The 22029-nt window shown below is 44.9% G+C and carries 30 protein-coding genes and 1 pseudogene; 2 read left to right on the forward strand and 29 right to left on the reverse strand.

Features of this window, described 5'->3' with window-relative positions; all coding sequences use genetic code 11:
* Positions 1-269 precede the first annotated feature (269 nt).
* From ACUUHJ_RS28765 to ACUUHJ_RS28900, 28 genes and pseudogenes are all read right to left on the reverse strand, one after another.
* Complete coding sequence (locus ACUUHJ_RS28765; RefSeq protein WP_472300696.1) at positions 270-653, reverse strand: phage tail assembly chaperone; 384 nt, start codon at positions 651-653, stop codon at positions 270-272.
* A gap of 24 nt (positions 654-677) precedes the next feature.
* Complete coding sequence (locus tag ACUUHJ_RS28770) at positions 678-1112, reverse strand: phage tail tube protein (RefSeq protein WP_472300697.1); 435 nt, start codon at positions 1110-1112, stop codon at positions 678-680.
* 19 nt (positions 1113-1131) lie between these two features.
* Positions 1132-2190, reverse strand: a complete 1059-nt coding sequence (locus ACUUHJ_RS28775) for a phage tail sheath subtilisin-like domain-containing protein (RefSeq protein WP_472300699.1) — start codon at positions 2188-2190, stop codon at positions 1132-1134.
* A gap of 12 nt (positions 2191-2202) precedes the next feature.
* Positions 2203-2634: an HK97 gp10 family phage protein gene (locus tag ACUUHJ_RS28780; protein WP_396471825.1), complete on the reverse strand. Its 432-nt coding sequence runs from the start codon at positions 2632-2634 to the stop codon at positions 2203-2205.
* A complete protein-coding gene (locus tag ACUUHJ_RS28785; protein ID WP_472300700.1) occupies positions 2627-3070 on the reverse strand; it encodes a phage tail terminator family protein in 444 nt (147 codons plus the stop codon). Before ACUUHJ_RS28785 ends, ACUUHJ_RS28780 begins: the two co-directional genes overlap by 8 nt.
* On the reverse strand, positions 3067-3684 hold the full coding sequence (locus ACUUHJ_RS28790; protein ID WP_472300701.1) for a phage head closure protein: 618 nt from the start codon (positions 3682-3684) through the stop codon (positions 3067-3069). The genes ACUUHJ_RS28785 and ACUUHJ_RS28790 overlap by 4 nt, the downstream gene beginning before the upstream one ends.
* The gene (locus ACUUHJ_RS28795; RefSeq protein WP_372681196.1) at positions 3681-3956 is read right to left on the reverse strand and encodes a hypothetical protein; all 276 of its coding nucleotides are present in this window, start codon (positions 3954-3956) and stop codon (positions 3681-3683) included. The genes ACUUHJ_RS28790 and ACUUHJ_RS28795 overlap by 4 nt, the downstream gene beginning before the upstream one ends.
* A gap of 148 nt (positions 3957-4104) precedes the next feature.
* Positions 4105-5379 (reverse strand): phage major capsid protein, encoded by a 1275-nt coding sequence (locus ACUUHJ_RS28800; RefSeq protein ID WP_472300702.1) that lies wholly within the window; start codon positions 5377-5379, stop codon positions 4105-4107.
* Complete coding sequence (locus tag ACUUHJ_RS28805) at positions 5369-5959, reverse strand: HK97 family phage prohead protease (protein ID WP_396476358.1); 591 nt, start codon at positions 5957-5959, stop codon at positions 5369-5371. The genes ACUUHJ_RS28800 and ACUUHJ_RS28805 overlap by 11 nt, the downstream gene beginning before the upstream one ends.
* Complete coding sequence (locus ACUUHJ_RS28810; RefSeq protein ID WP_472300703.1) at positions 5946-7166, reverse strand: phage portal protein; 1221 nt, start codon at positions 7164-7166, stop codon at positions 5946-5948. The genes ACUUHJ_RS28805 and ACUUHJ_RS28810 overlap by 14 nt, the downstream gene beginning before the upstream one ends.
* A 5-nt stretch (positions 7167-7171) precedes the next feature.
* Positions 7172-8866, reverse strand: a complete 1695-nt coding sequence (locus tag ACUUHJ_RS28815; RefSeq protein WP_472301252.1) for a terminase large subunit — start codon at positions 8864-8866, stop codon at positions 7172-7174.
* A gap of 22 nt (positions 8867-8888) precedes the next feature.
* Complete coding sequence (locus ACUUHJ_RS28820; protein WP_142497615.1) at positions 8889-9242, reverse strand: P27 family phage terminase small subunit; 354 nt, start codon at positions 9240-9242, stop codon at positions 8889-8891.
* 703 nt (positions 9243-9945) lie between these two features.
* A complete protein-coding gene (locus ACUUHJ_RS28825; protein WP_472300705.1) occupies positions 9946-10308 on the reverse strand; it encodes a hypothetical protein in 363 nt (120 codons plus the stop codon).
* Positions 10309-11206: 898 nt separating this feature from the next.
* Positions 11207-11623: pseudogene (locus ACUUHJ_RS28830) on the reverse strand (DUF4280 domain-containing protein); the annotation flags it as partial.
* 289 nt (positions 11624-11912) lie between these two features.
* Positions 11913-12557, reverse strand: a complete 645-nt coding sequence (locus ACUUHJ_RS28835; protein WP_472300706.1) for a hypothetical protein — start codon at positions 12555-12557, stop codon at positions 11913-11915.
* A gap of 65 nt (positions 12558-12622) precedes the next feature.
* Complete coding sequence (locus tag ACUUHJ_RS28840) at positions 12623-13264, reverse strand: hypothetical protein (protein WP_472300707.1); 642 nt, start codon at positions 13262-13264, stop codon at positions 12623-12625.
* A gap of 123 nt (positions 13265-13387) precedes the next feature.
* Complete coding sequence (locus ACUUHJ_RS28845) at positions 13388-13552, reverse strand: hypothetical protein (protein WP_472300708.1); 165 nt, start codon at positions 13550-13552, stop codon at positions 13388-13390.
* 14 nt (positions 13553-13566) lie between these two features.
* A complete protein-coding gene (locus ACUUHJ_RS28850) occupies positions 13567-14286 on the reverse strand; it encodes an ORF6C domain-containing protein (protein ID WP_472300709.1) in 720 nt (239 codons plus the stop codon).
* The gene (locus tag ACUUHJ_RS28855) at positions 14283-14924 is read right to left on the reverse strand and encodes a hypothetical protein (RefSeq protein ID WP_472300710.1); all 642 of its coding nucleotides are present in this window, start codon (positions 14922-14924) and stop codon (positions 14283-14285) included. Before ACUUHJ_RS28855 ends, ACUUHJ_RS28850 begins: the two co-directional genes overlap by 4 nt.
* A gap of 108 nt (positions 14925-15032) precedes the next feature.
* Positions 15033-15950: a primosomal protein DnaI gene (gene dnaI / locus ACUUHJ_RS28860; RefSeq protein ID WP_472300712.1), complete on the reverse strand. Its 918-nt coding sequence runs from the start codon at positions 15948-15950 to the stop codon at positions 15033-15035.
* A 2-nt stretch (positions 15951-15952) separates the two neighbouring features.
* Positions 15953-16939 (reverse strand): DnaD domain-containing protein, encoded by a 987-nt coding sequence (locus tag ACUUHJ_RS28865; protein WP_472300713.1) that lies wholly within the window; start codon positions 16937-16939, stop codon positions 15953-15955.
* A gap of 29 nt (positions 16940-16968) precedes the next feature.
* A complete protein-coding gene (locus ACUUHJ_RS28870) occupies positions 16969-17214 on the reverse strand; it encodes a hypothetical protein (protein ID WP_472300714.1) in 246 nt (81 codons plus the stop codon).
* The gene (locus ACUUHJ_RS28875) at positions 17211-17492 is read right to left on the reverse strand and encodes a hypothetical protein (RefSeq protein ID WP_472300715.1); all 282 of its coding nucleotides are present in this window, start codon (positions 17490-17492) and stop codon (positions 17211-17213) included. Before ACUUHJ_RS28875 ends, ACUUHJ_RS28870 begins: the two co-directional genes overlap by 4 nt.
* The gene (locus ACUUHJ_RS28880; protein WP_472300716.1) at positions 17485-17769 is read right to left on the reverse strand and encodes a hypothetical protein; all 285 of its coding nucleotides are present in this window, start codon (positions 17767-17769) and stop codon (positions 17485-17487) included. Before ACUUHJ_RS28880 ends, ACUUHJ_RS28875 begins: the two co-directional genes overlap by 8 nt.
* Before the next feature lie 159 nt (positions 17770-17928).
* Positions 17929-18069 (reverse strand): hypothetical protein, encoded by a 141-nt coding sequence (locus ACUUHJ_RS28885; protein ID WP_472300718.1) that lies wholly within the window; start codon positions 18067-18069, stop codon positions 17929-17931.
* Between the two features lie 23 nt (positions 18070-18092).
* Positions 18093-18347 (reverse strand): helix-turn-helix domain-containing protein, encoded by a 255-nt coding sequence (locus tag ACUUHJ_RS28890; protein WP_472300719.1) that lies wholly within the window; start codon positions 18345-18347, stop codon positions 18093-18095.
* 8 nt (positions 18348-18355) lie between these two features.
* Positions 18356-18556 carry a hypothetical protein gene (locus ACUUHJ_RS28895; RefSeq protein ID WP_016740233.1) on the reverse strand — a complete coding sequence of 67 codons (201 nt, stop codon included), beginning with the start codon at positions 18554-18556 and terminating at the stop codon, positions 18356-18358.
* A complete protein-coding gene (locus ACUUHJ_RS28900; protein WP_472300722.1) occupies positions 18540-18758 on the reverse strand; it encodes a helix-turn-helix domain-containing protein in 219 nt (72 codons plus the stop codon). The genes ACUUHJ_RS28895 and ACUUHJ_RS28900 overlap by 17 nt, the downstream gene beginning before the upstream one ends.
* A gap of 209 nt (positions 18759-18967) precedes the next feature.
* Between ACUUHJ_RS28900 and ACUUHJ_RS28905 the strand changes: the two genes are divergently transcribed.
* Both ACUUHJ_RS28905 and ACUUHJ_RS28910 read left to right on the forward strand, forming a co-directional pair.
* Complete coding sequence (locus ACUUHJ_RS28905; RefSeq protein ID WP_472300724.1) at positions 18968-19348, forward strand: helix-turn-helix domain-containing protein; 381 nt, start codon at positions 18968-18970, stop codon at positions 19346-19348.
* 241 nt (positions 19349-19589) lie between these two features.
* A complete protein-coding gene (locus ACUUHJ_RS28910) occupies positions 19590-20933 on the forward strand; it encodes a recombinase family protein (RefSeq protein ID WP_472300725.1) in 1344 nt (447 codons plus the stop codon).
* A gap of 17 nt (positions 20934-20950) precedes the next feature.
* Here ACUUHJ_RS28910 and ACUUHJ_RS28915 read toward each other — a convergent pair whose 3' ends face one another.
* Positions 20951-21922: a competence protein ComFA gene (locus ACUUHJ_RS28915; protein ID WP_472300726.1), complete on the reverse strand. Its 972-nt coding sequence runs from the start codon at positions 21920-21922 to the stop codon at positions 20951-20953.
* Positions 21923-22029: the final 107 nt, after the last annotated feature.

Consider the following 22029-nt stretch of genomic DNA (forward strand, 5'->3'; position numbering starts at 1 on the left):
CTGATCCTATCCGGTTCAGAATCGATGTTACTCCATCTCTGAGGCGCAAAATTAAGCTAACACTACCTGTTGACACTTTACCACCCGCTTTCAACGAAAAAAGGCGCACAAGCGTGCGCCTATCTACATACTCTCTTCTTTCATTGCCACGATCATAGACTGTAACATCAACCTTTTGGTTACAAAATCGACGTTAAGCAGATATTCGGGCGTGAATCCTTTTTGCAAGTAGTGGTGGAGAAAATAGAAATCTTCGTCACCACTACTAATTAGTTTTTTATTTCATCGTCCACCATTCGCACGCTTCCTGCGAATCCAGACAGTTTTAGAACCTGTCCGCTAATGGCTGCAATCTCGCCTGCGCGGAAAAGCATTTCAACAATATCTGTTGGCTCAACACAACCGTACTCCTTCTGTAAAACGGGGTCTTTTAGATCGGGTGTGATAACACAATGGTACACTGCAAACTGATCGGCTTTCATCGTGTCCTCTTGAGCCATCGCAAGCGTTTCAACGGCAATCTCGCTAGTCGGTTCTTGGATAACAATATCCCCATCGAGCGATTCGACATAAAGTTTGAGTGTCTTTAACTGGCGGTTTTTAATCTGGTCTTTGCGCGAAAGTAAATCTTTTACAGTAAGTGTTTTTCCCATTTTATCCTCCATTTTTATCAGGTATTAACCTGGAATCATATCAACCATTTCGTAGTCACTGAATTTAAAGGGGATGTCTTCGGTGCCAGTTGTTTTTTGTGCAAATTTAAGCAGCGCGAACTCCGAGATAGTTACGTCATTCAGTGAAACACGTTCAGCTCCGTGTGCTTCTGGATCAGCGACTTTACCTACTATGTTAAGCCTCGGGTAGATGCCTTTTCTCACATTTGCTGCCATTTTCCGTTGTACACGAGAATAAATCTTCTTAATCTTCATATTTCCTTCACCAGCCCAACCAATGGCTTTCTGAAAAGTCCCGCCTTCGTTGGCAAAGCTCAGGTCATCGTATGAGATTGTTACTTTTGCTTCAAACTCGTCCACTTCCATCCACAATTCGCCATCCACCCATACACGTCCATACGTTCCGTTGATGACACGACTTGGATCAGGTCTCGTCATATGGTGTCATCCTCCTTTCTTATACAGCCATTCGCATCGTCAGGTCTTCTACGGCATCCACAAATTTCACGTTATCACCCATCAGAAACACCTTTGACTCAAAAGTTCTCTCCTTGACCTTTTGGTCGTCCCAGGTGCTTGTGTCTTTCCCGATGCTTTCCCATGCTTGCCGCTGTGCATCGACATCGACACCAACTGCATTGTCTGCGGCAGGGTCGAGTATAGTCCCTCTCAGCCCGCGAAGATATGAGTTAATCGCGATGATAAACAGCACTTGGTTATCGTAACTGTTATTGACTTTGCCGACGTATTCATCGTTGAAGGTGCGTGTAATGTCCTCTTTGACCAGATCGTGACCTTCAATGATCTTGATTTTTTTGAAATCCGCTTTTTTATCGGTTGAAAGGGTAGTCAAGGAATTTACTCCACGGGCGATTTTAATTTTGTCGCCATCATTGATCAGAATAAGCTTTCCTTTGTCAATATCCTCGTCAGGAGTTTCACTTTCGGTGATTGCCTCGACTTCCGGCAATACGAAAAAGGTAGAACTCCGAGTCAGTGGCAACCCGGCTAAAATCCCAGCGATGCGGGCTGTGTATTGAGAAGCCGTGTACGTATTTGAACCAACTTTGATACCCTCGGTTGTGAAATTAATGATGCCTTCGTGATCGGCAGCAACGTTTGGCAGCACTGCTTTAAACGTTTTTTTGTTAATGTCGCGCCACGTTTTTATCTGTGTGGCTATGGTAGTTGAATCCGCTGCTGCAATATCAGGAATAGCTAGATAGTTCCACCGTTTGCTTGCAAGACGGTTAAGTGCATCGTTGTAGTCGGTCGCGGCAGCAGCAATCCGTTCCACGATTACTTTCGACGGTGCGCCTAAAAAGGCATCCTTGATGTATTGTAAGTTTTTTGCAGTCCAATCGCTGGGCTTTACATCGGAAATATTCTTGTACTCTATCGCATCAAACGATCCTGTCCCATCTTTCAGTATGAGTGACACGATACCGCGCTGGCTTCGCTGAATTGCGGAAACAGCCAGTGACGAAAAAATGATCGATATTTCTGGCAACCCCACGGCGTCTACCTCCTATAATCGTTGTAGTATTTTCTGATATTCTTGTTGCAATATAGATGGATAAACTCGATTGATTTCTTGCCTCGCCTTGTCAAAAACATGAAAGCCGAGTACGAAACCAACTTCTTGTTTATTTGGTTCAGGACCTACCATCCTGTGGCCATGCTCGATCAGGTGGGCGTGTCTGCTCTTACTGTACGCTCTGATCTTATACTCGCCTGTAGTCCGGTCCACCCACGCTTTTCCGCGTTTTATGGACGCAAAGTATTCGCCAGTATCTTCAACTACAGATTGCTTGGCCCTTTTGAGTACCATCTTCCGCGCAACCCCACCAGCATTTCGCATCATGCGCTTGGCATCGTTGGGAAAGTGACGCTCCAGGTCACGTATATTGCTGAGAAAGTCATCCAGTCCTGTCCAATCAACGTCAAAGCTGCTACTCATGACTTATGCTCAACTCCTGCATTTTCGCTGTATTATCGTCATCCATTGGATCTTCTGCAGCATCATCATGAAAAGAGAAATCAAAGTCGAAATGCAATACGCCATCAATGATATTTGACCTTGCATTGCTTATCGTAATCGTCCTATCTTCAACAGCGAAATTGAGCCCGAACAACACATCCAACTTGTCTTGGACGTCATATGCCTCTTCCTTGTAAACGTAACGATCAGATGGGAAAAAGAGAATGCGACATGTCATCTCTCGATAGGTGGAAAACATCGTCGAGTCATTTACCCCTGTTTCCAGCATTGTGAAAAATGACGGTCTGGAAAATCCCTCTTTTACATCAGTGCTGTGGATTTTAACCTTCGGGAATGCGGCCTTGATCTTATTCGTGATCGCCCCGTTTATCTGAGCTCGCGTTAACCTACTCATGGAATCACCCTTTCAAGCTGTAAAACAAGCGTTTCATGTCGGTTGAACGGGTCCTCAATAAAACGGATGTCATAACGTTGTCCCTCGATCTTCACAAACATATCCGCTGTGATACCTGGGCGATATTGAATCGTGACGGTTGCATTGTTTGATGTCTCAATGGTGTTGCTGACATTTCGCTCCGCACCGCCTTTAAATTCGACCTGTGCAGGCAGGGTATACAGAAGCTCTGGCTTTGGAATTAGCTCGTACATGCTATTCTCAACGAATGTGTTTTTCCAAATTTCAATCGTGTCTCGAAGTCGTGCCAAGTTCGTCTGTACATCGTCATAGGCTTGGCAAACCAATTCGATCAATTCGTCTCCTTTGCTGTATGTCCTCAAGATCAGATAGTCCTTTCCGTTGTGTCTGAGCTTTTGCTCATTTTCGTATTCAAAGGAATGGACTTCAAATACCACTGTTGGCTTGAGGTTATTAGCAATGGCCTGATAGAACTCGGTTCGTGACACAGACTTTTGATTGGCATACACGCTACGGATTGTTTCGGAAACACTGGCGGTCGCGCCATTCGATTGCAAGACGGTAATCAGCTCTACAAGTTCATCCCACGTCATTTGCTCCCTCCAGCATGAATCATCAAGTTGTGGAGCCTGAACTGGAGATGTCTTGGCATGGCCTCTTTGCTATCCCGGCTCTGATATCGCCATGTGGCATAGTCACAAACAAAAAGAAGATGATTGGAGTTGGTGCTGACCAGCACCACTCCTTTTTCATCTTCTAGCTCTGTAATGACACCTTTGACAATCGCTGTGAGGTAAGAATCGCGGACAGCAGTTCGAATGCCTAGACGCTCTTTCACAAGCCCTACGGCTGTTTCTACGTCCATCCCAACGCCCCCTTGATGGCCGTGATTATTTCAGCTTTCAGCATAGTAGACGACACGCCCTCAACACCATGGTCCGAAGAGAACTGTAGCAATTCGCTTTTGGTCATGGCATCTAAGTCAGGCTGCGTCACGGGGCTGCTGAAAGCTGTTACGGGTTTGTTGGTGCCTGAATAGTCACAAGTGTGAAAGCTGCAGGTTTGACAGGCTTGCCATCGAAACGACCTTTACCACGGAATGCCGTTTGGTCTTCGGTAAATTTAACATGAGGTGAGTTATCAATCGTGATACTTTCCCGCTCTACCAGTGTGTATTGCGAGAAATCCCCAAACAGTACGGTATCTTCATCAAGGTTGTTATTAAACACAACACGGAGGCCAACCAAGTCAGGATTCTTCAAGTTTGGAAGCTTACCGACAACATTACCGTTAGAATCTACTTGGATGCTGTACTCCACTAAACGATTGTAATAAGTGGATCGCTTCATAACAGCAACGATTTCACCAACGCTATCCACGCCTGTATCGATCAATCCGATTTTTTTGACAAGGTTTTTCAGCAAGTTTGCATCTGCTGTAACACTTACCTTATTTGCTGCCGGGAGACTAGGAACAACACCAGTCGGTTGCTTCTTGGTAGCCCCTTCGCCCTTTACAATAGCCAAATCAAGAGCCTTTGCAATTGCTCGAGCAATTTTCTTCGTTACATACGCATCTAAGTTGATAATGCTGTCCTGTAGCAGATAGTTATCTACAAACGTCACCTTTCCTACTTTGAAACCATCGAAATCAACGTTTGTAATCGTACCAACGTCACCTGTTGGTAAGGACCCTGCTTGTTCAATCCAAGTTGCTGCTGTTGTATCAGCGTCAACCAGAATGCGAGTCGTGCCCTTCACTTGGATTTTATCTACCAGCGGATACAGGGTTGTAAAGTCGCCCATAATGTCCATGATTCTGTTAACTACTACTTCCGGAATTGTCAGCTCTCCACCAGAAACAGCTCGAAGGTTTTTGAACTGTTCGTAAAACTCAGTGACCTCACTTCGTTTGTAGTATTCGCCAGTTTTCAGCATCTCTCTAACTTGCAATTTGTTCATCCCTTCTACACCTCTTTCGTTTTCAATGTGCTTACTGCGTGATTGATTAGATGGGACCTTATTGTTCAACTGCTCCAGTTCGCCTTCCAGTTCGGAAATCTCGCCCTCTAGCTTTGATTTCTTTTCTGCTAGGTCTGCCTTCTCAGCATCCAGTTTGCTGACCTCTTCTTCGACTGCTGCGATCTCTTCATCTGTGTTCGCCTCATCAATTGCAGCCTCCAGCTCAGCGGACCGCGTATTAAAGGCTTCTTCCTGTGAAAGCACTTCGGCCAGTGCCGCCTTCCGCTGTTCGATTTTTTTCCCTAGCATCAGTTGTCTAAGAGCCATGTCCTTTCAACCTCTCTTTCAATTGGTGTTTGCGCTGCTGCATCTGCCGTTCTCGATGTTGTGTGACCTCTGCCTTTCGTGCCTGCACGCCCGTATCCTCATAAGCCGGAAATGTACAAACGGAAACCTCATGAAGATCGATCTCTTTGATTGTCCACTTCACCGTTCCGTCATCCCGCCAGTCCGCTTCCTCTCGTACGATGTTGAAGCCAAAGCTACACTGGTCCACATCCCCACGCTTCACCCGCTCGTATAGGTTCACTGCGTCGCTGTCGTTCGGGTTGATCTTGACTCGGCCCCATAGACCGTGGCTGTCTACCCTGAGCTCGAGAGTACCGGGCTTATTCCGACCAAGGACAAACATCGTGTCATGGTTGATCAGCGCCCGAATGTCATTGCCCAGCGTTTTGTCAAAAGCGCCAGACTCGATTTCCTCGAAGGCTCCTGGCCACAACTCCGTTTGCCGATTGAACACGGCAAAGTAGCCTTCAACGATCATGTCTTGACCTTCTGACTCTTCTCTCGTTTTTAGCTCAGTCTGCAAGCTGCGTGTTTGCCTTGAATCTCTACTCACTTCCATCACCTCCCCCTTTGTTCAGCTTCTTCTGATCGCCAATCATGCCAGCAGGAATGTAGTTTTCCAGGATGACCCGCTCGTTCAAGCCCTCGAGAGGCGATTGGCCCAACCAATCCCGGACCTCGTTGCCTAACATCAAGCCACGGACGTAGAGATTGCTGCCCACCTCTGCAAGTTCCTTCGTGTCGTAGGCGTAAAGCGACCTCGGATTAAACTTGAAGTATAAATCAGGTGCGAAAAGCAATTTGCGCGTAAGCTCTTGCTCAATTCCTTTCGCTAATGGCAGGATTCGAGTTTGGATAAAGGCGTTGTATTCATCCTTTTTGAAGTCACCAACACCAACAAAAAAAGGCGGTACGCCCAGCATCGCGGCTACCGTCCTTTTATCGATTTGGACTGATTCATGAATGGCAATATCTTGCAAGCTGAGTGGTCGGACCTGTTCAATCTTGATGATCGATTCCGGGATGATCCATGGCTTGCCACTCTTTCCATCACCAATGTACCGCTCAATAATTTTGTCGCGCTCTTCCTGACTAGTGAACTGCGAAGTATCCGCATCAACACTGACGATGATGGAAGGGCGCCACTTATCCCCCATGAAAGCTTTCTTTGTTGCTGCTGCTTGTTTTAGATTGCCAATAACATCCCGCAAGATTAGACGATAGCCACGGCCAATCCAAGGTCTTTCGGGGTCGGGGTTGATCTTGAAGTGCAGGACCTCATCGTGTTCGTATATACGCCCCTGAATCGATACCTGATAGCCCGTTGGAAGTCCAAGACTGTTCTGAGTCGATGACGGGAACCCAACTATACTTGATGGCAACGGAATCAACTCATCAATCAACCCGTCACGCGTTGTTGGGAACACGATGCAATTCCCGTCTCCCTCCAGCAGCATCGTATGGACTATGAAATACATCCAATCCTTACGCGTCATGGGGCTGTAAGGGTCGATATCGATTTTACGCGCCAGGGCATTTCTTACACGGATATCCCCATCTGCGACATTCTGCATCAAATGAACAGTCATGCTGCTGATCAGGTCCGCAATGCGACCAATGGCCATTCGTACTTCGGGATTATCTGATAGCCGCACATAGCCGTCCGGTACAAGGATCGATGTATCCCCACCAGCCATGAAAATTCCCACTGGAGACTGAGATTCCGACCTTGATTGTGCACCTGTTCGTTTCCGTCTTTTGCCCATGATACCTACTCACCTCCTTTGAGCCATTCGTTGGTGGACTTGCCTTTGTCCGTATCCTCAATAAACCGCACGCACGCAAAAACAGACGCGTCAAAAAGGTCGATACGCTTCTTCTCATCGACTTTTTCATACTGGATCATGTCATCTGTCTTCTCTACGCCACGTACGTTTTGCACACAGTATTCATACGCTTCACTATGCAGGTAATACAGCTTGCCAGACTTGGCTTTTTGTTCAATTCGGCGGAACCCTTGCGACTTGCGCCAAAAAAATTGCGGTTCATCTATCAGCCTAAAACCTGCATTTTTTGCGTCTCGAAAGAACTCAGCGGAAAACTTTCGGTCAAATCCGATTTGCTTGATTTTGAACCCGCTCCGTCGCATTTCCACGAACCAATTGACCACTTCTGCATGGTTTGTAACGGGCGTGTTCGTCATCGTCAACCATCCATCATCTTGCCAACCAAACAGAGGGATGCCGTCCTCGTCCGCCTTCGCCGCCGCCGCGACAATAGGGAACCACGCGTGCGTGATGACAACAGCGATATCTTGGTATTCTCCATACAACGCTGCTGCGGTCAGGTCATGCATCTTCGCCATGTCCGCTCCGCCATACCAAATGATCGGAAGGCTGGTCAACTCTTTAAGAGACCACTTGTGTTCGCGGTCACTAGCACGGAACTCGTGGATATCGAAGTAAGCAAGCATCGCGGAAGTGTAAATATTGAGCGATTTCGCCAGAAAATCCTTACGTTGCTGCGGATCGTTCTGTGCTTGCAGTGCATCATTGAGGATATCTTCCGGCCGGATCGTCACACCGTAGTTCGGATTCGCTTTTTCATGCTGTACTGGGTCCGTGTAATCTACATTCCCGCGCTCATCCTGGTCAGCTTTGGCGATGAACACAAAATAAGCCTCATCAGGGGCTGTGCCATCAAGGATTTTTTTGCAATACTGGAGCCGCTGGTAGCAAAAGCTGCTCATATCATCGCCAGCAGTCGTAATCCCGATCATCAACTTGTTTGTAAATGCCTTCATAGCTTCTTTGATGATGTTGTATTGCTTTGGCTTTGTGTAGGCGTGCAACTCATCCGCAATGGCGATGTTACAGTTCAGCGAGTCCTGGCGATCCGGGTTCGCTGCCAACGCTTCAATGTAGATTGATCCATCGCCCATTTCTCCGGTGATGCTGTGTTCCTGGTTATTGTTCAGGATGCGAAAGCTTTCTTCTTCGCCCATCCTCTTAATGTTAAATAGAATGAACTCGAATGCCTGTTTCGACTGCTTCAAAGCGTGGGCCGTGATGTAGATAGTCGCCCCTGATCTTCGACTAAGCAACGCAAGCGCCCAAGCAAGCGCGGCAACGAGCCGAGTCTTACCGTTTTTCCGAGGAATAAAAATAAACGCCTCTTTGTATCGGCGTTCCTCAGTGCCTGCTTTGAAAAATCCAAGCAGGTTGTAAATGATAAATTTTTGCCACGGTTCAAGGAGAAACGGCTTCCCACGTAATGGCGTACCGTCCAGCGCTTCGCCCTTATCATGAACAAAGGTTCGCTCGATAATGCCGATAACGAACTCCGCATCTTTCGTGCGAAAATCATACTCCGGTTTTTTTAAGTCTCTAAGGAATCGTCGGCACGCTTGAACTAACTCTCTGCCAGCGATCTTCCTACCCTCGACGATGCTCTTGGCGTACTCCATCACAACGTCAAGGTTCTTTGCCTCACTCAAGTCCACTTAGCGCTGCAGCCAGCGCGGACGTCTTTTTCTTCTCAATCTTGATTCCGTCGATGGTTTTCGGATTCAAGCACAAGCGATCCGTGTACGCCAGGATATCTTTTCGGAGGGATTCGAGTGTAGCGACGATAGGCGCTTTTTTCGTACTACCATCCGCTGTTGAAACTTCGTATTGGTACCCCTCCGAAGCAAAGCGCTCATTCAAAATAGCGTATTGCTCCACCAGTTCTGCATAAATTTCGATGATACGATCGTACTCTTTTTTGTACGTTCCCAAGCTTTTCATATCACGAATGGTCGTGCGTTTCACCGCCGCTTTCGTCACTTTAGCCACCGCCATCACCTCCCGAAAAAATTTTTCCCAGAACTCGCGCTATTGGAAACGGCTGGCCGAGTCGGTCCACCGAAAAAAAATTTAAAATTTTAAAATGTGGGGGGATATTTTTCCTCAAACTTTGAACGAACTCTTTCCTGCCAAGCTAGTCCTAATGCTGTTAGCTCGTGAGTCACCCTGTCATGCATAGCGTTGTGCTGCTTGTCACTGAGAGAAATAAGGTTCCAGTCCACGAACGCTAGTTCAGGGTAAAACTCCAGAGGGTAAATATGATGTACCGTAGTAGCTGGTTCAGTCTTACCGTACCGCTTACTCTCCTGACACATGTATTTATCTCTTCGTAAGATAGCTTCCCGCTTCCGCTTCCAACGTCGTGACTTGTACACCGACTGGCTCAATGCTCTTCCCCCTTTCTAATTTGTCAGACCAAAACAAAACCGCCCAGGTATATTCCCCTGAGCGGCTTATTCATCGTGCGTACACTTAGTATAGAGCGATTTTTGATTTGTTTGCAAAAAACGTCAAAAGCGTCAGATGTGTCAGATATGTCAACCTTCAAATCATAGTTAAGTGTACCTTTTTCAGACATTCTAAAACTTCCTCAGGTCGAACAAAGGCTATGTTGGTGATGATGGGGTAGAGTGATTCGCACTGGGTAGCCCCCACGAATTGGGAACAAACCGAACAAAGCCCTTAAAATGTTACAATCTTATTTCTTTAACTTTATTTCTATTCCATTTTCCTTAGCTTTAGTTACTAACACTTCTGCTTCTTCGGCTAAAAGCCCGTCTAGCACCCATTCCTTAGTATTCTTTAATTTATTTAATAATTGGGCATTTGTTACCTTCCCTAATGGCGGATATATTCTTTTAAGTATTGCCAACTGTTTGACCAATGATACATCCTGATTCCACACTATATTCACTTGATAATATTTGACACCATCAACACCTTGAGGGAAATAATCTGATACTGCTTCAACTACTTCATTTGTGAGAGGATTACGATACGTGAAAAGTGTACCCTCTTTTTTTATTAATTCAAGCTCAAACTTGTTTTCATCATTTGTCATAAATTCACCTCTATCACTTTAATTTCTTATACGCTGGGTGAGAATTAATAAAATTCCAAATCTCTCCCTCTGTTCTTAGAAACCATGTCTTATCAACATTCCTCTGGGCGATAAATGCTTCAAATTCAGATTGTTTGGTATAGTTCCTAACATTAAGCTTTTGCATCCAATGTTTCACTTCATGAGCTGTAATTCCGGCAGCTCTTTCTGGAGTTGTAGCATATTTAGTGTAAATTTCCACCTTTCTTGAATTAAAGAAATATTGTCCGCCAACATTAGGTGGCCCTTTTTCTTTTATTGTAAAGTCTACTTTTCCACGCTTTAGTAATGCAAGTGTTGCATAAGCATCCCTTGAACCGTTCTGCCTGAGGCCTCTTATAATACTTTCGTAAGATACTTCTGATGATTCTGCTGCTATTTTACCAGGATGTACACTTGGTGCAACATTACCTGTCCCCTTCTTTCCCTTCCTTGCCGCATCCAATAAACCCTTAATTCTTTTACTTCCCCCCAGACTAAGTACACCTAAGGCAAGCCCACCGATTGCAATTCCATCCGCGAGATCTACTTTATCATCCCGCAACGTATCCAAGTCTTCTTTCATTGGCTCAATAAAGCCTTCATTTACAAACGCACTAACACCCTTAGGCAAATCCTCTGCCGCCTTCTGCAAACCTTTTGGCAAATCATTTGCGGCTTTCTCCAAAGCGCTTGGCAACTCACTTGCCGCTTTTTGCATCGCAGCAGGAACGTCTCCCAGCATCGAGATTCCTTTGATGAAGTCATCCAACATGCTTGGTTTTTCCTGCGGCTTTTCGCAAGCTGGTCCTTGTCCAAAGCCGGCAGCTGACGGCCCGCTATTTGCTGACGACTGATTTCCTATCGTCACACCACCCAAATCCTGCCCGTCATCTTCAATCTTGATCTGCCCACAATAGAAACACATATTTGTTGATTTATTAAGCAATGCCGGATGACCACCGACCATTTTGTCCGCTTTCCCATCTATCCATGGCATTGTTGTTAGAGGTGTGCACGGCATTGGTTTAAGTACACCATTGTTGGCTGCTGTGGCAGAAGCGACTGTGGGATTTTTTAAGCTGCTGCACTTTCCGAATGGCATGATATTTACGTTGGGAACGAAATCCATGATGTTCATTTGCGGTTTTCCTTTTACAAAAACACCATGGCTGAACGGCATTTTCAGCCGACTCTGTTTACTTCCGCTGCTGCATGATAAAATGGCTCCCACAACCACGTAGCTCTTGCGTTCAGCACTTGACTGCTGGATATTGATACCTTCAATATTGGGCAAACAGTCTCCTCCTCTCTGTAAAGGTTTCTATACAGATGGGAGATTCTCATGTTGATCGATACATCCGATATCCAATCTATATATAAAAAGGAAATAATGCCCACGTAATGAAGTATCGGATGTGGAACGCACACTAACAATAGATACAAAGTAACAAACGCACCATTATGACCATAGGTTTTTAGAACCACAAAAAGCCACTCGGATCATTCCCGAGGGCTTCTTCATCATGGATTGCCTGAGTATTTATGCATCTGCTCTTCTTTAAAAACGTCATTCCGCCAACCTTTCAGGAACCTAACAATTCCTCACTGTACAGCTCCCTCGCTAATCGATTTACGATGTCCCGTTTGATTTCATTCAATCGTTGCCGGGAAACTCCTACGTGCCTAGCAATGCTATTCATTCGCATTCCATCCATCATGCATTCCAGGACTGTTCGGTACTTGCTATCGCTCAGACCGATAGCGAAATCATTGATTTGCCTCACCTTGTCTTCAAGGCTTTTCATTCTCTCAATCCGTTTTTCGTACCGCTCTTCCGGAATGGTTAAGGTGGAGAGGCGTAATCCTTTCCCGCTCGGCATACCTGCTGCATCGCCATAGGTAGCGACCAATTTCTCCTGTATCAACGGATTCGAAGATATCGCCTTGTCTATTTCCTTCCTCAGACGCTCAACCTCTTTCACCATCCAATGGTAATCCTTAATTTCTTCCTCTACCTTTTGTACGACTTCAAGAGCTGGCTCAAGATTGATATAGCCGAGCTGCCCGCTCCGAACAAGCAACCCTTGATTCTCTATGATGTAATTGTCCCACTCCGGGCAGGTTTCGATTTTACCAACGTGGAGGTTGTGGACACTACAGATCGATTTCTTGCCCCATTGAGTAGCGGGACATTTTTCGCAAACACTTTCGATCAGCTTATCGTTCACCTACACCGCCTACCCTTTTCTTGTGAAATATTGTGTTAAACCAAGCAGTAAATAATCACTTAAGATCAGACATCCAAACTTTTATATAGTTCGTTTAATATCGTTTCTTTAATTTCAAGGTGTTTTAACCGTTCATCTAATTCAAAATTGTCGACATACGATCTAAGTTGCAGCCAAAGAGATACTATCGCCAATCTAAACTTTTGAATGGTCGGCTTCGACTCATAAATATCGCTAAACGTCATAATGAAATCCTGTTTTTGCTTTTTGCTGAATGTACTCAGAAAATCATCGAAATCTGCATCAGATATTTGTACATTCAAACTGTGAGCATAATTATTTCTGAGACTATTTAGTTTATTAAAAGGCGATTTGTCTTCTTTATTAATTGCACCTATGGCTACAGCTAAGCTTAATTTGTTTGAAAAGGTCATATCTCCCATATTTCTTAATATCTCGTTCGGTACTTTTAAATACAGCCTGATAAGATCGAACATCTCTTTTTCAATGTAGATATGTCCCCGCAGAATTATTTGGAGTTCACTTTCAGTAGAAGTATCCTCCATAAATTTTCTTCTATCTAGATTCGTTCGCTCTACTTTCGAAGCATATTCAGGCTCAAGCAGTTCGCGGCTCTTCCTCGTAGACTCATTGACACGTAAAATCTCACCCATCATTTTCGTAATTCGTTCGTTTGTTTTTTCCAATTCCATTCTTCCCTTTCTTTTTAAATTTATCTGGCATTAATATTAGATTATCAAAGTGTTCACTTAATTTCTCTTGTGTACCCAGGCGCTTTCGATCCGCGCCGCTGGATACACGTAATCAATTTAATTAATCAATCCGCTTTTCTCTTCTGCCTCGATTGCCATTTCATCAACGTGCCCTGCTAGGCATCCCAAGCAGCAAAAGTGATCAACTGAGGGTTTTTTGCTTACCAAAATCCACTCAGGCTTGTCCCCCACGATCTCTTCGTCGCAAAATGCACATTGCATGGTATCTTCCTCCCCTACGAAAACGCCAACTGTCTATTGGCATCTTCAATTTCTCGAAGAAGTTTTCCCTGTGGTCGCCATTCGTTGATGTATTCCTTCGCCTTTTCCAAATCAAGTACCCGAGTATTTCGGTATGAGTCAACGTTAAAGTATCCCTTGAAATCCCGCCAAATTGACGAGAAAACTTTTCCGCGCAAGCTACTGTCTTGGTAAGCTTGTCCATCTTTGCCGCCAAGGACCTGTACTGCTTGCTGTCTGGCTGCATTTTGAAGTAAGAGCTGCTGACCGTAGTCAATTGTCTTGCTTTCCTCTAGCCTCTCAACGCGACTTTCGATCTCTTGTTGCTTCTGATCCAGGAAGAAGATCGCTTTTACTTCGGGACTCAAGTTGGTATATGTGCTAGGCTTCTCGATTACGCGATAGTAATCGTCCACGAGCATTTCGTAGGCTTCCCATGCTTCATCTGTGTTCAGAGACTTCGCGTGCAACCATGCACCTTTTTCAGTCCAGAGGTAAAGCCTATTAATCGAACCTTGAAATTCACGATTCGCTTCCTTGAATGTCTTTAAATCTTCTCCTAACAGAAGAAAAAAGTGTTTCCCTTTCTGATACCGCCGTTCGTTGTAGTTGAAGTTGTAGCTGATTTTGTCTGATGTCGTTCTGTATGACTCAGCCAACTGAGCTGTAGTCAATACCCTTTGGCCCTCATAGTCAAACACCTGTAAGTTACTCACTTCCCCTTCCCCCTTTTCGGAACCACCAGTTTCAAATGCTTCGGCCGTTTTTCTCGAACAGGCCTTGTCCTTCCCTTGCTATCCATAACGAATTGGTCGCCATCGGGTGTGGTATGGAGCGTATATGTTTGGATTCCGTTTTCGGCAGCCCATTGCTCCATGATCCCCGGATGTCCTTGCGCTCGTCTCAGATCGCTCATCAGGCTCGTGAATCCAACAAGGAAAAAAGATATGTCCCAGTTATGGTAATCCCAGAGGAAGGCAAATACCGTTTCAGTTGTCTCGCCAATTGGCTTGTCCCATCCAATTTCCGCGATTTTATCAACGGTGTAAAAATAATCTTTTGTGCCCCAGCGCTTTCCGTCATATTCCTTGCTGATAGGGAAGATTTCGACAAACTTTCTTGGGGTGACCAAGGAGATATACGCCATGATCGCTTCTGTAATTTGGAAGCGCCGTTCCATATCTTCGAGCGTTGTATTTTCTTCTGATCGTCCAAGGTACTTTACGCCATAAAAGATTGTACGCTCCAATGCTTTATCATCATGCATTGCATCAGGCAAAGCGGCGATCAGTGCATTGAGATAAAGACCGAGTTTATCAGTGTTTTTCTTATTTGACCTATGCCCTACTTGCATCAAGGTCCCTCCCAGGAATCGTTTTTAGAATAATTTAAGTGGATATTGACAAAGGTCATTACAACCAATTCGCCTAAATCCTGAATATTTTACAACCAGCTCCGCCCATCACTTCCGCTCGCGCCGCCTGTTACGACCTTTCACTTCGCAATAATCCACAAATGGCTCAATCCGCTCCATGATCCGCGCTGCGCTCCTGTAGTTCGGCTCGCTGTTCTTCGCCTTGGCAAAATGCTGCTCCAATTCATCGAGTTTTAGATTGGACGTGTAAATGGTGGGTAGCTTCTCCATTCGCCGTTGAAGGATTGGCCCCAACACTTCGTCACGCGTCCATGCCGTGATCGCTTCTGCTCCTATGTCATCCAAGATAAGAACCGATACATTTTTCAGAGCCTCAAGCTTTTGCTCCATTCCACCTGTCTCAATCGATGCTTTAATCTCCATCAGATAATCCGGTACATACAACATCAAAACGTCCACGCCGCGCTTTGCCAGCTCCTGAGTCATAGCGCCTGCTATTGCGCTTTTGCCTACCCCGAACGGTCCGTATATGTAGAGTCCTCTTGTTGTCTTCCCGCGCTCATAGCTGACGCAAAAGTTAATGGCTGCTTTTATGGCTTCGATCCTTCCTGCATCTTTCTCCAAAGCTTCAAAAGTCGTATTCATGATGTGATCAGGGACGAAATGGCTTTTGACCAGGGATTTTAACTTGCGCTGGTGATCATGGCTTTGTTGATGATCGCAAGGTGAGAAGCGTAGCTCCGCTCTCCCTGATACTTTGAAAACGGTACTTCGGTGCCCGTTGAAGAAATTCTGGCACGTTTCTAAACCCTTGCATCCGGCGCAATGCATGTTCGTGTCTCGATATTCGTAAAGCTCTGTCAAAGTGAATTTCTGATCTGGAAATCGGTTCATAAGCCCTTGAATAAGCTCATGTTTGTACAGAAGGTCTTCTGATTGCTTTGACTTCTCCATGAGCCGCTGCCATCTTTCATCGTTTGAAAGCACGTCTCCAATTGACTTCATGTTTACTCAGTCTCCTTGCCTTGGAGCTGGCCCATCAGCTTTTGCAACTCTTGATCTTGTGCCGGATCATAGCTTGGATCATCCTGCGGTGCTTGTCCTCCTCGAAGGTTGTCCAAATACGCTTTGTCGGCTTCTGACATTCCCGTTGATTGACCGCGACTGTATTTGCCTTTATTTGATGTCTTGCTCCTAGCATGTTCAGCAATAGCAGCTTGGACTTGCTGGAGCGTACGTAATCCTTGATCAGCCCATCCAATGAGGATTTTTGTCGTATACTTCCAACTCTTCGTGCCATTCAAGATCGTTTCTCTGAGGGCCTCAATAATGATCTCTTCTGGCTCGTCAAAGTGACCTTTAGCAATCCATTGATCAATGTCCTGTACAATGATTGGCGGTATAGCCGTTGTGATGTTTTGAGTATAGAAAGTGACAGGATCAGGCTTTTGGGGAACGATCTTATCTGGTAGGTCTTCCAACCAACTGTCTGTTCCTGTTCCTGCTCCTACTTTTTGTTCTTCTTGTTCTTGTTCTTCTTCTTGTTCTTTTTCTTTTTCTTTTTCTTTTTCTTTTTCTTCCCCATAGTCTATGGATACGGTATCGATATGGTATCCATACTCTTTGCAAAGAGCCTGAAATACCCCAACGAACGGCTTGTGTTTTACGCCTTTCAACTCTTTTGTGATGCAGGATTTCACCTTGGGGCTGTTGATCCGGTTATGCTTCAACCAGTTCAACATCATGATTTCCTTGGTTTCCTCGTTGTAAGCAACCTTCCCATACTCGATAAAACGATTGAGCAGCTTGTCCACCGTCTCGCGGTGATATCCCGTCTCTGTCTCGATGATTCTCTTGGGCAGCTCATAGATGCCGCACTGAGTTGTTTTGCTGTTTGTCATGAGGTACAGGAAGAAATACTTTTCTTCTGGTGTCAGATCGAGAACAAATCCATCTTGCCAAAAGCTTGTCTGTACTTGTCTATAGGTTGCCATCTTGCGCGCTCCCTTCCGCCTGAAAATGCTTAAATAGCGGCAGCATCCTCTTGTTGTGAGTGTTTATAAAACTTTAAGAACAGTTCATATGCTGCTATTGGACCGTCTTTCTTGTTTACATCGCTAATCATCCGTAACTGATCGATGTGAATTTTGTCTTCTATAACAGCCTCGGTAATTATTTTGATCGCGCGTGCAGATGGATCACCGTCTGCAGCTCTACGGCAGATGTCTGCATATCGTTCACATAGGCTAAGCGCTGTTGTCTTACTCATGAAGATCGCCCGCTTTCTACAGTTTCAGGAGATACCTTCCTGATACGTGCGCGTACTGCTCGATGCATGATACCAAGCAAATCGTCCTGCAAGTATTCGTCACCCATCTTTTCATCCAGCTTTCCGAGAATCTTAATGGATGTTCTACTGAACACGGCTTCGAACAAATCTTCTGGAGTGGTGTAGTCCCGCAACCTCAAACCCAGCTTTTCGCACACTTCATCCATCAAGCCGAGTAGCTTAATGGCGTCAACCGACACATTGCTCGGATTATGCATAAAGCTCCACTCCTTTTCCTTGTTCTTGGCGAAGAAGATCACGCTGTTTGATAGCTATATTTTTGAGCATAGGCACTAGATCACTATTGCTTGAACCTTGAGGAGCAGAAACAATGTATTCCTCTAATTCAGCCAGCGTCATGCACGACACAACTTTTTCCCACCACTCTATGATTGAAAAGCCTTTGTCTGGAACAATAAATGCTGTAACATCCACTCCAACCCCTTTTGACAATTCAAGGATCGACGTAGCTGCCTCTTGAAATATCGTTTCCACCCTATTCCCTCCCTTTTTGTAGGAGGACAAACTTTTATGTATACATATTTGCAACATTCGCTATAATAATTAATAGCGAGGCTTGTCCTCCGTTGATTCGGTTGTCATTTCCTCTATCCGCCAAGATGAATGGAAATGACAGTGTTGCTCCACCTGTTCTCAGCAGGTGGTTTTTTCGTTTTCTTGCATGTCAGCCATAATCAGTAACCCTGCAAATGCATCTGCACTGATCCGATTCTGCAACTCCGGATTAGTCATAATATCCGAAACCATTTCTGCTGGAGTAGCCAGGTTCTCCATCCTCTTTACACCCCCTTTCAAATTTAGGCTAGTTCCTGATTATTCATCAGTGCCGCTTGCCTTTGTGCATGTAGTTCTGATGCTGAACCGAAATGGATATGATTCAACGATGCGAAACCATACATGGCTAAGAGTTTATAAACCGACACAAGGTTTGCTCTCCCGCTATCAATTTCCCAGCGTTTAAGAGTACGAACGGGGATCCCAGTTTTCTCGGAAACTTCTTTTAGCTCCAGTCGGCAGTTTAAACGGGCCTCTCGCAATGAAAGTTGATACATACTTCAACTCACCTCTTTTCTTCTTTACTCCTTAAGAAAAATGTTGTCACCAGTCGACCATTTCGCCGTTCTGTCTTTTGATTTAAATGATCAACATTCCCTCTAGGCCCCCAAGCACCAGCCTTATTTAGCAATTCGGACAACCCAACTGGCGCGTCTACCTCAAGCCCATCAATTTTTAGCTTTGTAAGCTTAAACTGTGGCATCATCGGCTTTGTCCTCTTCCCTCTCGATTACTATTTCGAACCCAAGTGCACCACAAACTTTATTAATGCTTTCTTCATTCCACCGACGCTTACCTGAAAGCAGATCGTAAATGTATTGATTGCTATATCCCGTAGCCCGTGCAAGCTCCGTTTTTTTCATGTTGGTTTTTTCTAATGCGTTTAAGACAACTTTTGTAAAATTCAAGTTGTGTTCACCTCCTTGATCACATTATCAAGCTATTAGCTTTATATAACAATGCGTAAAATCAAGCAAATCGCGTGATTATTGCCGATAATCTCACTCAATCACGCAAAAAGCTTTATTTTGCTCATTTTTACAGCTATTTGCGTGTTGTATTATCTATAGCACAGTGATAATCTGTATACAGCAAATAGCTTTATTTAGGAGGAAATATGAGTACTCAAAATAGGATTAGAGAGGTAAGAAAGGCATTAAAAATGTCTGGTCCAGAAGTCGCTGCAAGGCTAGGTATTTCAACACAGTACCTATATGACATTGAGAGAAACAAACGAGGACTTAGTGCGGAGATCGCTGGGAATCTGTCAGATATCCTAAAGGTGACTACTGATTATCTTCTTGGAAAAACTGATGAAAATTTATATGAACATATAAGCAAAAACACCGACTCACATGCAGAATCGGAGTTATCTGAGATACCGATTGAGAAACTAAACGGTTTCAAACTCTCATACAAAGGGACTGTATTATCTAAAGAGGAATCAGAAGACTTGATCAAACTTATGGAGATGACGTTAAAACGCTGGAAGTCTTAATGCCTTCAAGATAGCTGTCTAACTCCCTTGTATCCACACCAATATGGTTTAGGTACTTTAGCAGTTTTTCTAAATCTACAGTTTGCCCATCCAGCATAAATCTCTCCATAACGCACACTCTCCCTATCCATTTTTGCGAACAAACATTCTCGTTGTTTTATATTTTAGTACAAGTATCATGTATGATGTTGTCGAATTATGTCGAAAGTAAAAAAATCTTGTACTTGAAGGAGAGAGTAACATGAAAGTTGCCATATATATACGAGTTAGTACCCAAGAACAAGTTGATAATTACTCCATCGAGGCCCAGCGTGAACGGCTGGAGGCTTTCTGTAAAGCTAAAGGTTGGACGATTTATGATGTTTACATAGATGCCGGCTTTACTGGCTCAAATATCGATAGACCAGGTTTACAGCGTCTACTAATGGAGCTAGATAAGGTGGATGTGGTTGCCGTATATAAACTGGACAGGCTATCCCGATCCCAACGTGACACATTGACACTAATTGAGGATCACTTCTTGAAAAACAAAGTCGATTTCGTATCACTAACCGAGGCACTCGACACATCAACACCTTTTGGAAAAGCTATGATCGGCATTTTAGCTGTGTTTGCTCAACTGGAGCGCGAAACAATTGCGGAGCGCATGAGACTTGGACATATAAAACGTGCAGAAGAAGGATTACGAGGAATGGGAGGAGACTACGACCCTGCTGGGTATAAAAGACAGGATGGGCGTCTTGTACTCGTGCCAGAAGAGGCTCAGCACATCCAGGAAGCCTTTAATCTGTACGAGCAGTATCTTTCCATTACAAAAGTTCAAAAACGCCTTAAAGAGCTTAATTATCCAGTCTGGCGGTTCCGCAGATATCGAGACATTCTATCTAATAAGCTCTATTGTGGATATGTCCAATTTGCGGACAAACATTATAAAGGTCAACACGAATCGATCATATCAGAAGAACAATTTGACCGTGTACAAGTACTCCTATCACGACACAAAGGACGCAACGCTTTTAAAGCAAAAGAAGCACTACTAACCGGACTTGCCGTTTGTGGTGAGTGTGGCGAGTCTTATGTGTCTTACCATTGCCGCGCCAAAGGCAAACACTATCGCTATTACTCATGTCGGGCAAGACGCTTTCCCTCAGAATACCCAGAGAAATGCCATAACAAAAATTGGCGTTCAGAAGCAATAGAGAAATTTATACAAGATGCCCTTTATATGATCGCAGATGAAAAGGAAGCATCCGAACGTGAAGTTGTTGCAATAGATTATGGGTCGCAATTGAAGAAGATTGACCAAAAACTTGAGCGACTAGTTGACCTTTATACTGACGGAAGCATAGATAAAAGTGTGTTAGACAAACAAGTCACTAAACTGAACAACGAAAAGCGTGATATCGCAGAACAACAGGCCGCTCAGACGAAACGAACTGCACGGAGCGTTAATCGGAAGCAACTGCAAGATTATGCAATTGTTCTTGAATCGGCTGCTTTCCCTGATCGGCAGGCCATCGTTCAAAAACTAATTCGCCGTCTTGCAATTCATAAAGACAGGTTAGAGATTGAGTGGAATTTTTAGTATTCATGGTGGGCTATTCAAACAGCCCAAATCAAATATTCCGACAGCCCTGGTCTCGGATTCGCTACAAAGCAACGCGCTCGCTCAGCTGCCCGTGATTGATCGACCGAATACTTCCCCGCCCACTCCAATCTCGCCACGTTCTGCAAATGTTCTGCGCTACGGAAAAGGTATGAACCTACATCCATTAAAAAATACGGTGTGCAACACTTACTCCTGCCCATCCCTAAGCAAGCTGTGCAATAAGCGCAACCTTGCTCACACGTATGACAGTAAGTAAACTCCACCTTCGCTCCAGCACTTCCGCAGCGTTCACATACCAACTCCAGCCTATTGCGCCGCCATCCTTTTGTGACCGAAAAACGAATGCCAGGTCGCCACTCCGCTTTGTTTGCAAGCACGAATGAATGCAAAATGGCGGACAAATCATGCACCTCCACCCCTCGCTTTTTCAGCAAGGACTCCACTTCATCCCATAGGAGAGCACGACCATCCAAAATCTCGCTTAAAATAGCGTCTTGTGAATTCTCGTGCGATGAGCTCCTTCGAAGAAGCTCGCGACCACTCGAATAGCTCAACCGATCATCCGGCATTTCCCCCGATTCTTTGCCACCTTGATATGGAACTTTCACACTCTCCTCAACTGACTCCCAAGAAAACCACCCGTGCTTTCGGCGGTCCTGTACACGCATTACTTCCCGCCCATATAAGCTACTTGCTTCGCACACACTACTTACCGCTATCGCCCTCAACTCTTTTACATATCCATCAGTCAGTACCTGTCTGTCTTGATCCATCAAATACCCGTTTACCTTCGCACGCAAGGAAAAAGCCAAAGCAAGCGAAGACGTCTTCCCAATGACATGCAGGACACATCCTTCTCTTTCCTGCCAAAAAGAACGATCTACAGAAAAGCTGGGCGTAACATAAGTCTGCACCTGTGGTATTGATCCGCCGCAAGCTTTGATATACAGCAAATACTCACGCATACGCTCACTCCTCCGCCTTCTTGCTCTTAGTGTGCAAAAAGACAGACTGGTCCAGCAAATAAATTTCGAACCAGAATCAGGACCTAGAAAAATAAAAAAGCTGCCGA

The organism is Brevibacillus schisleri, assembly GCF_055685845.1.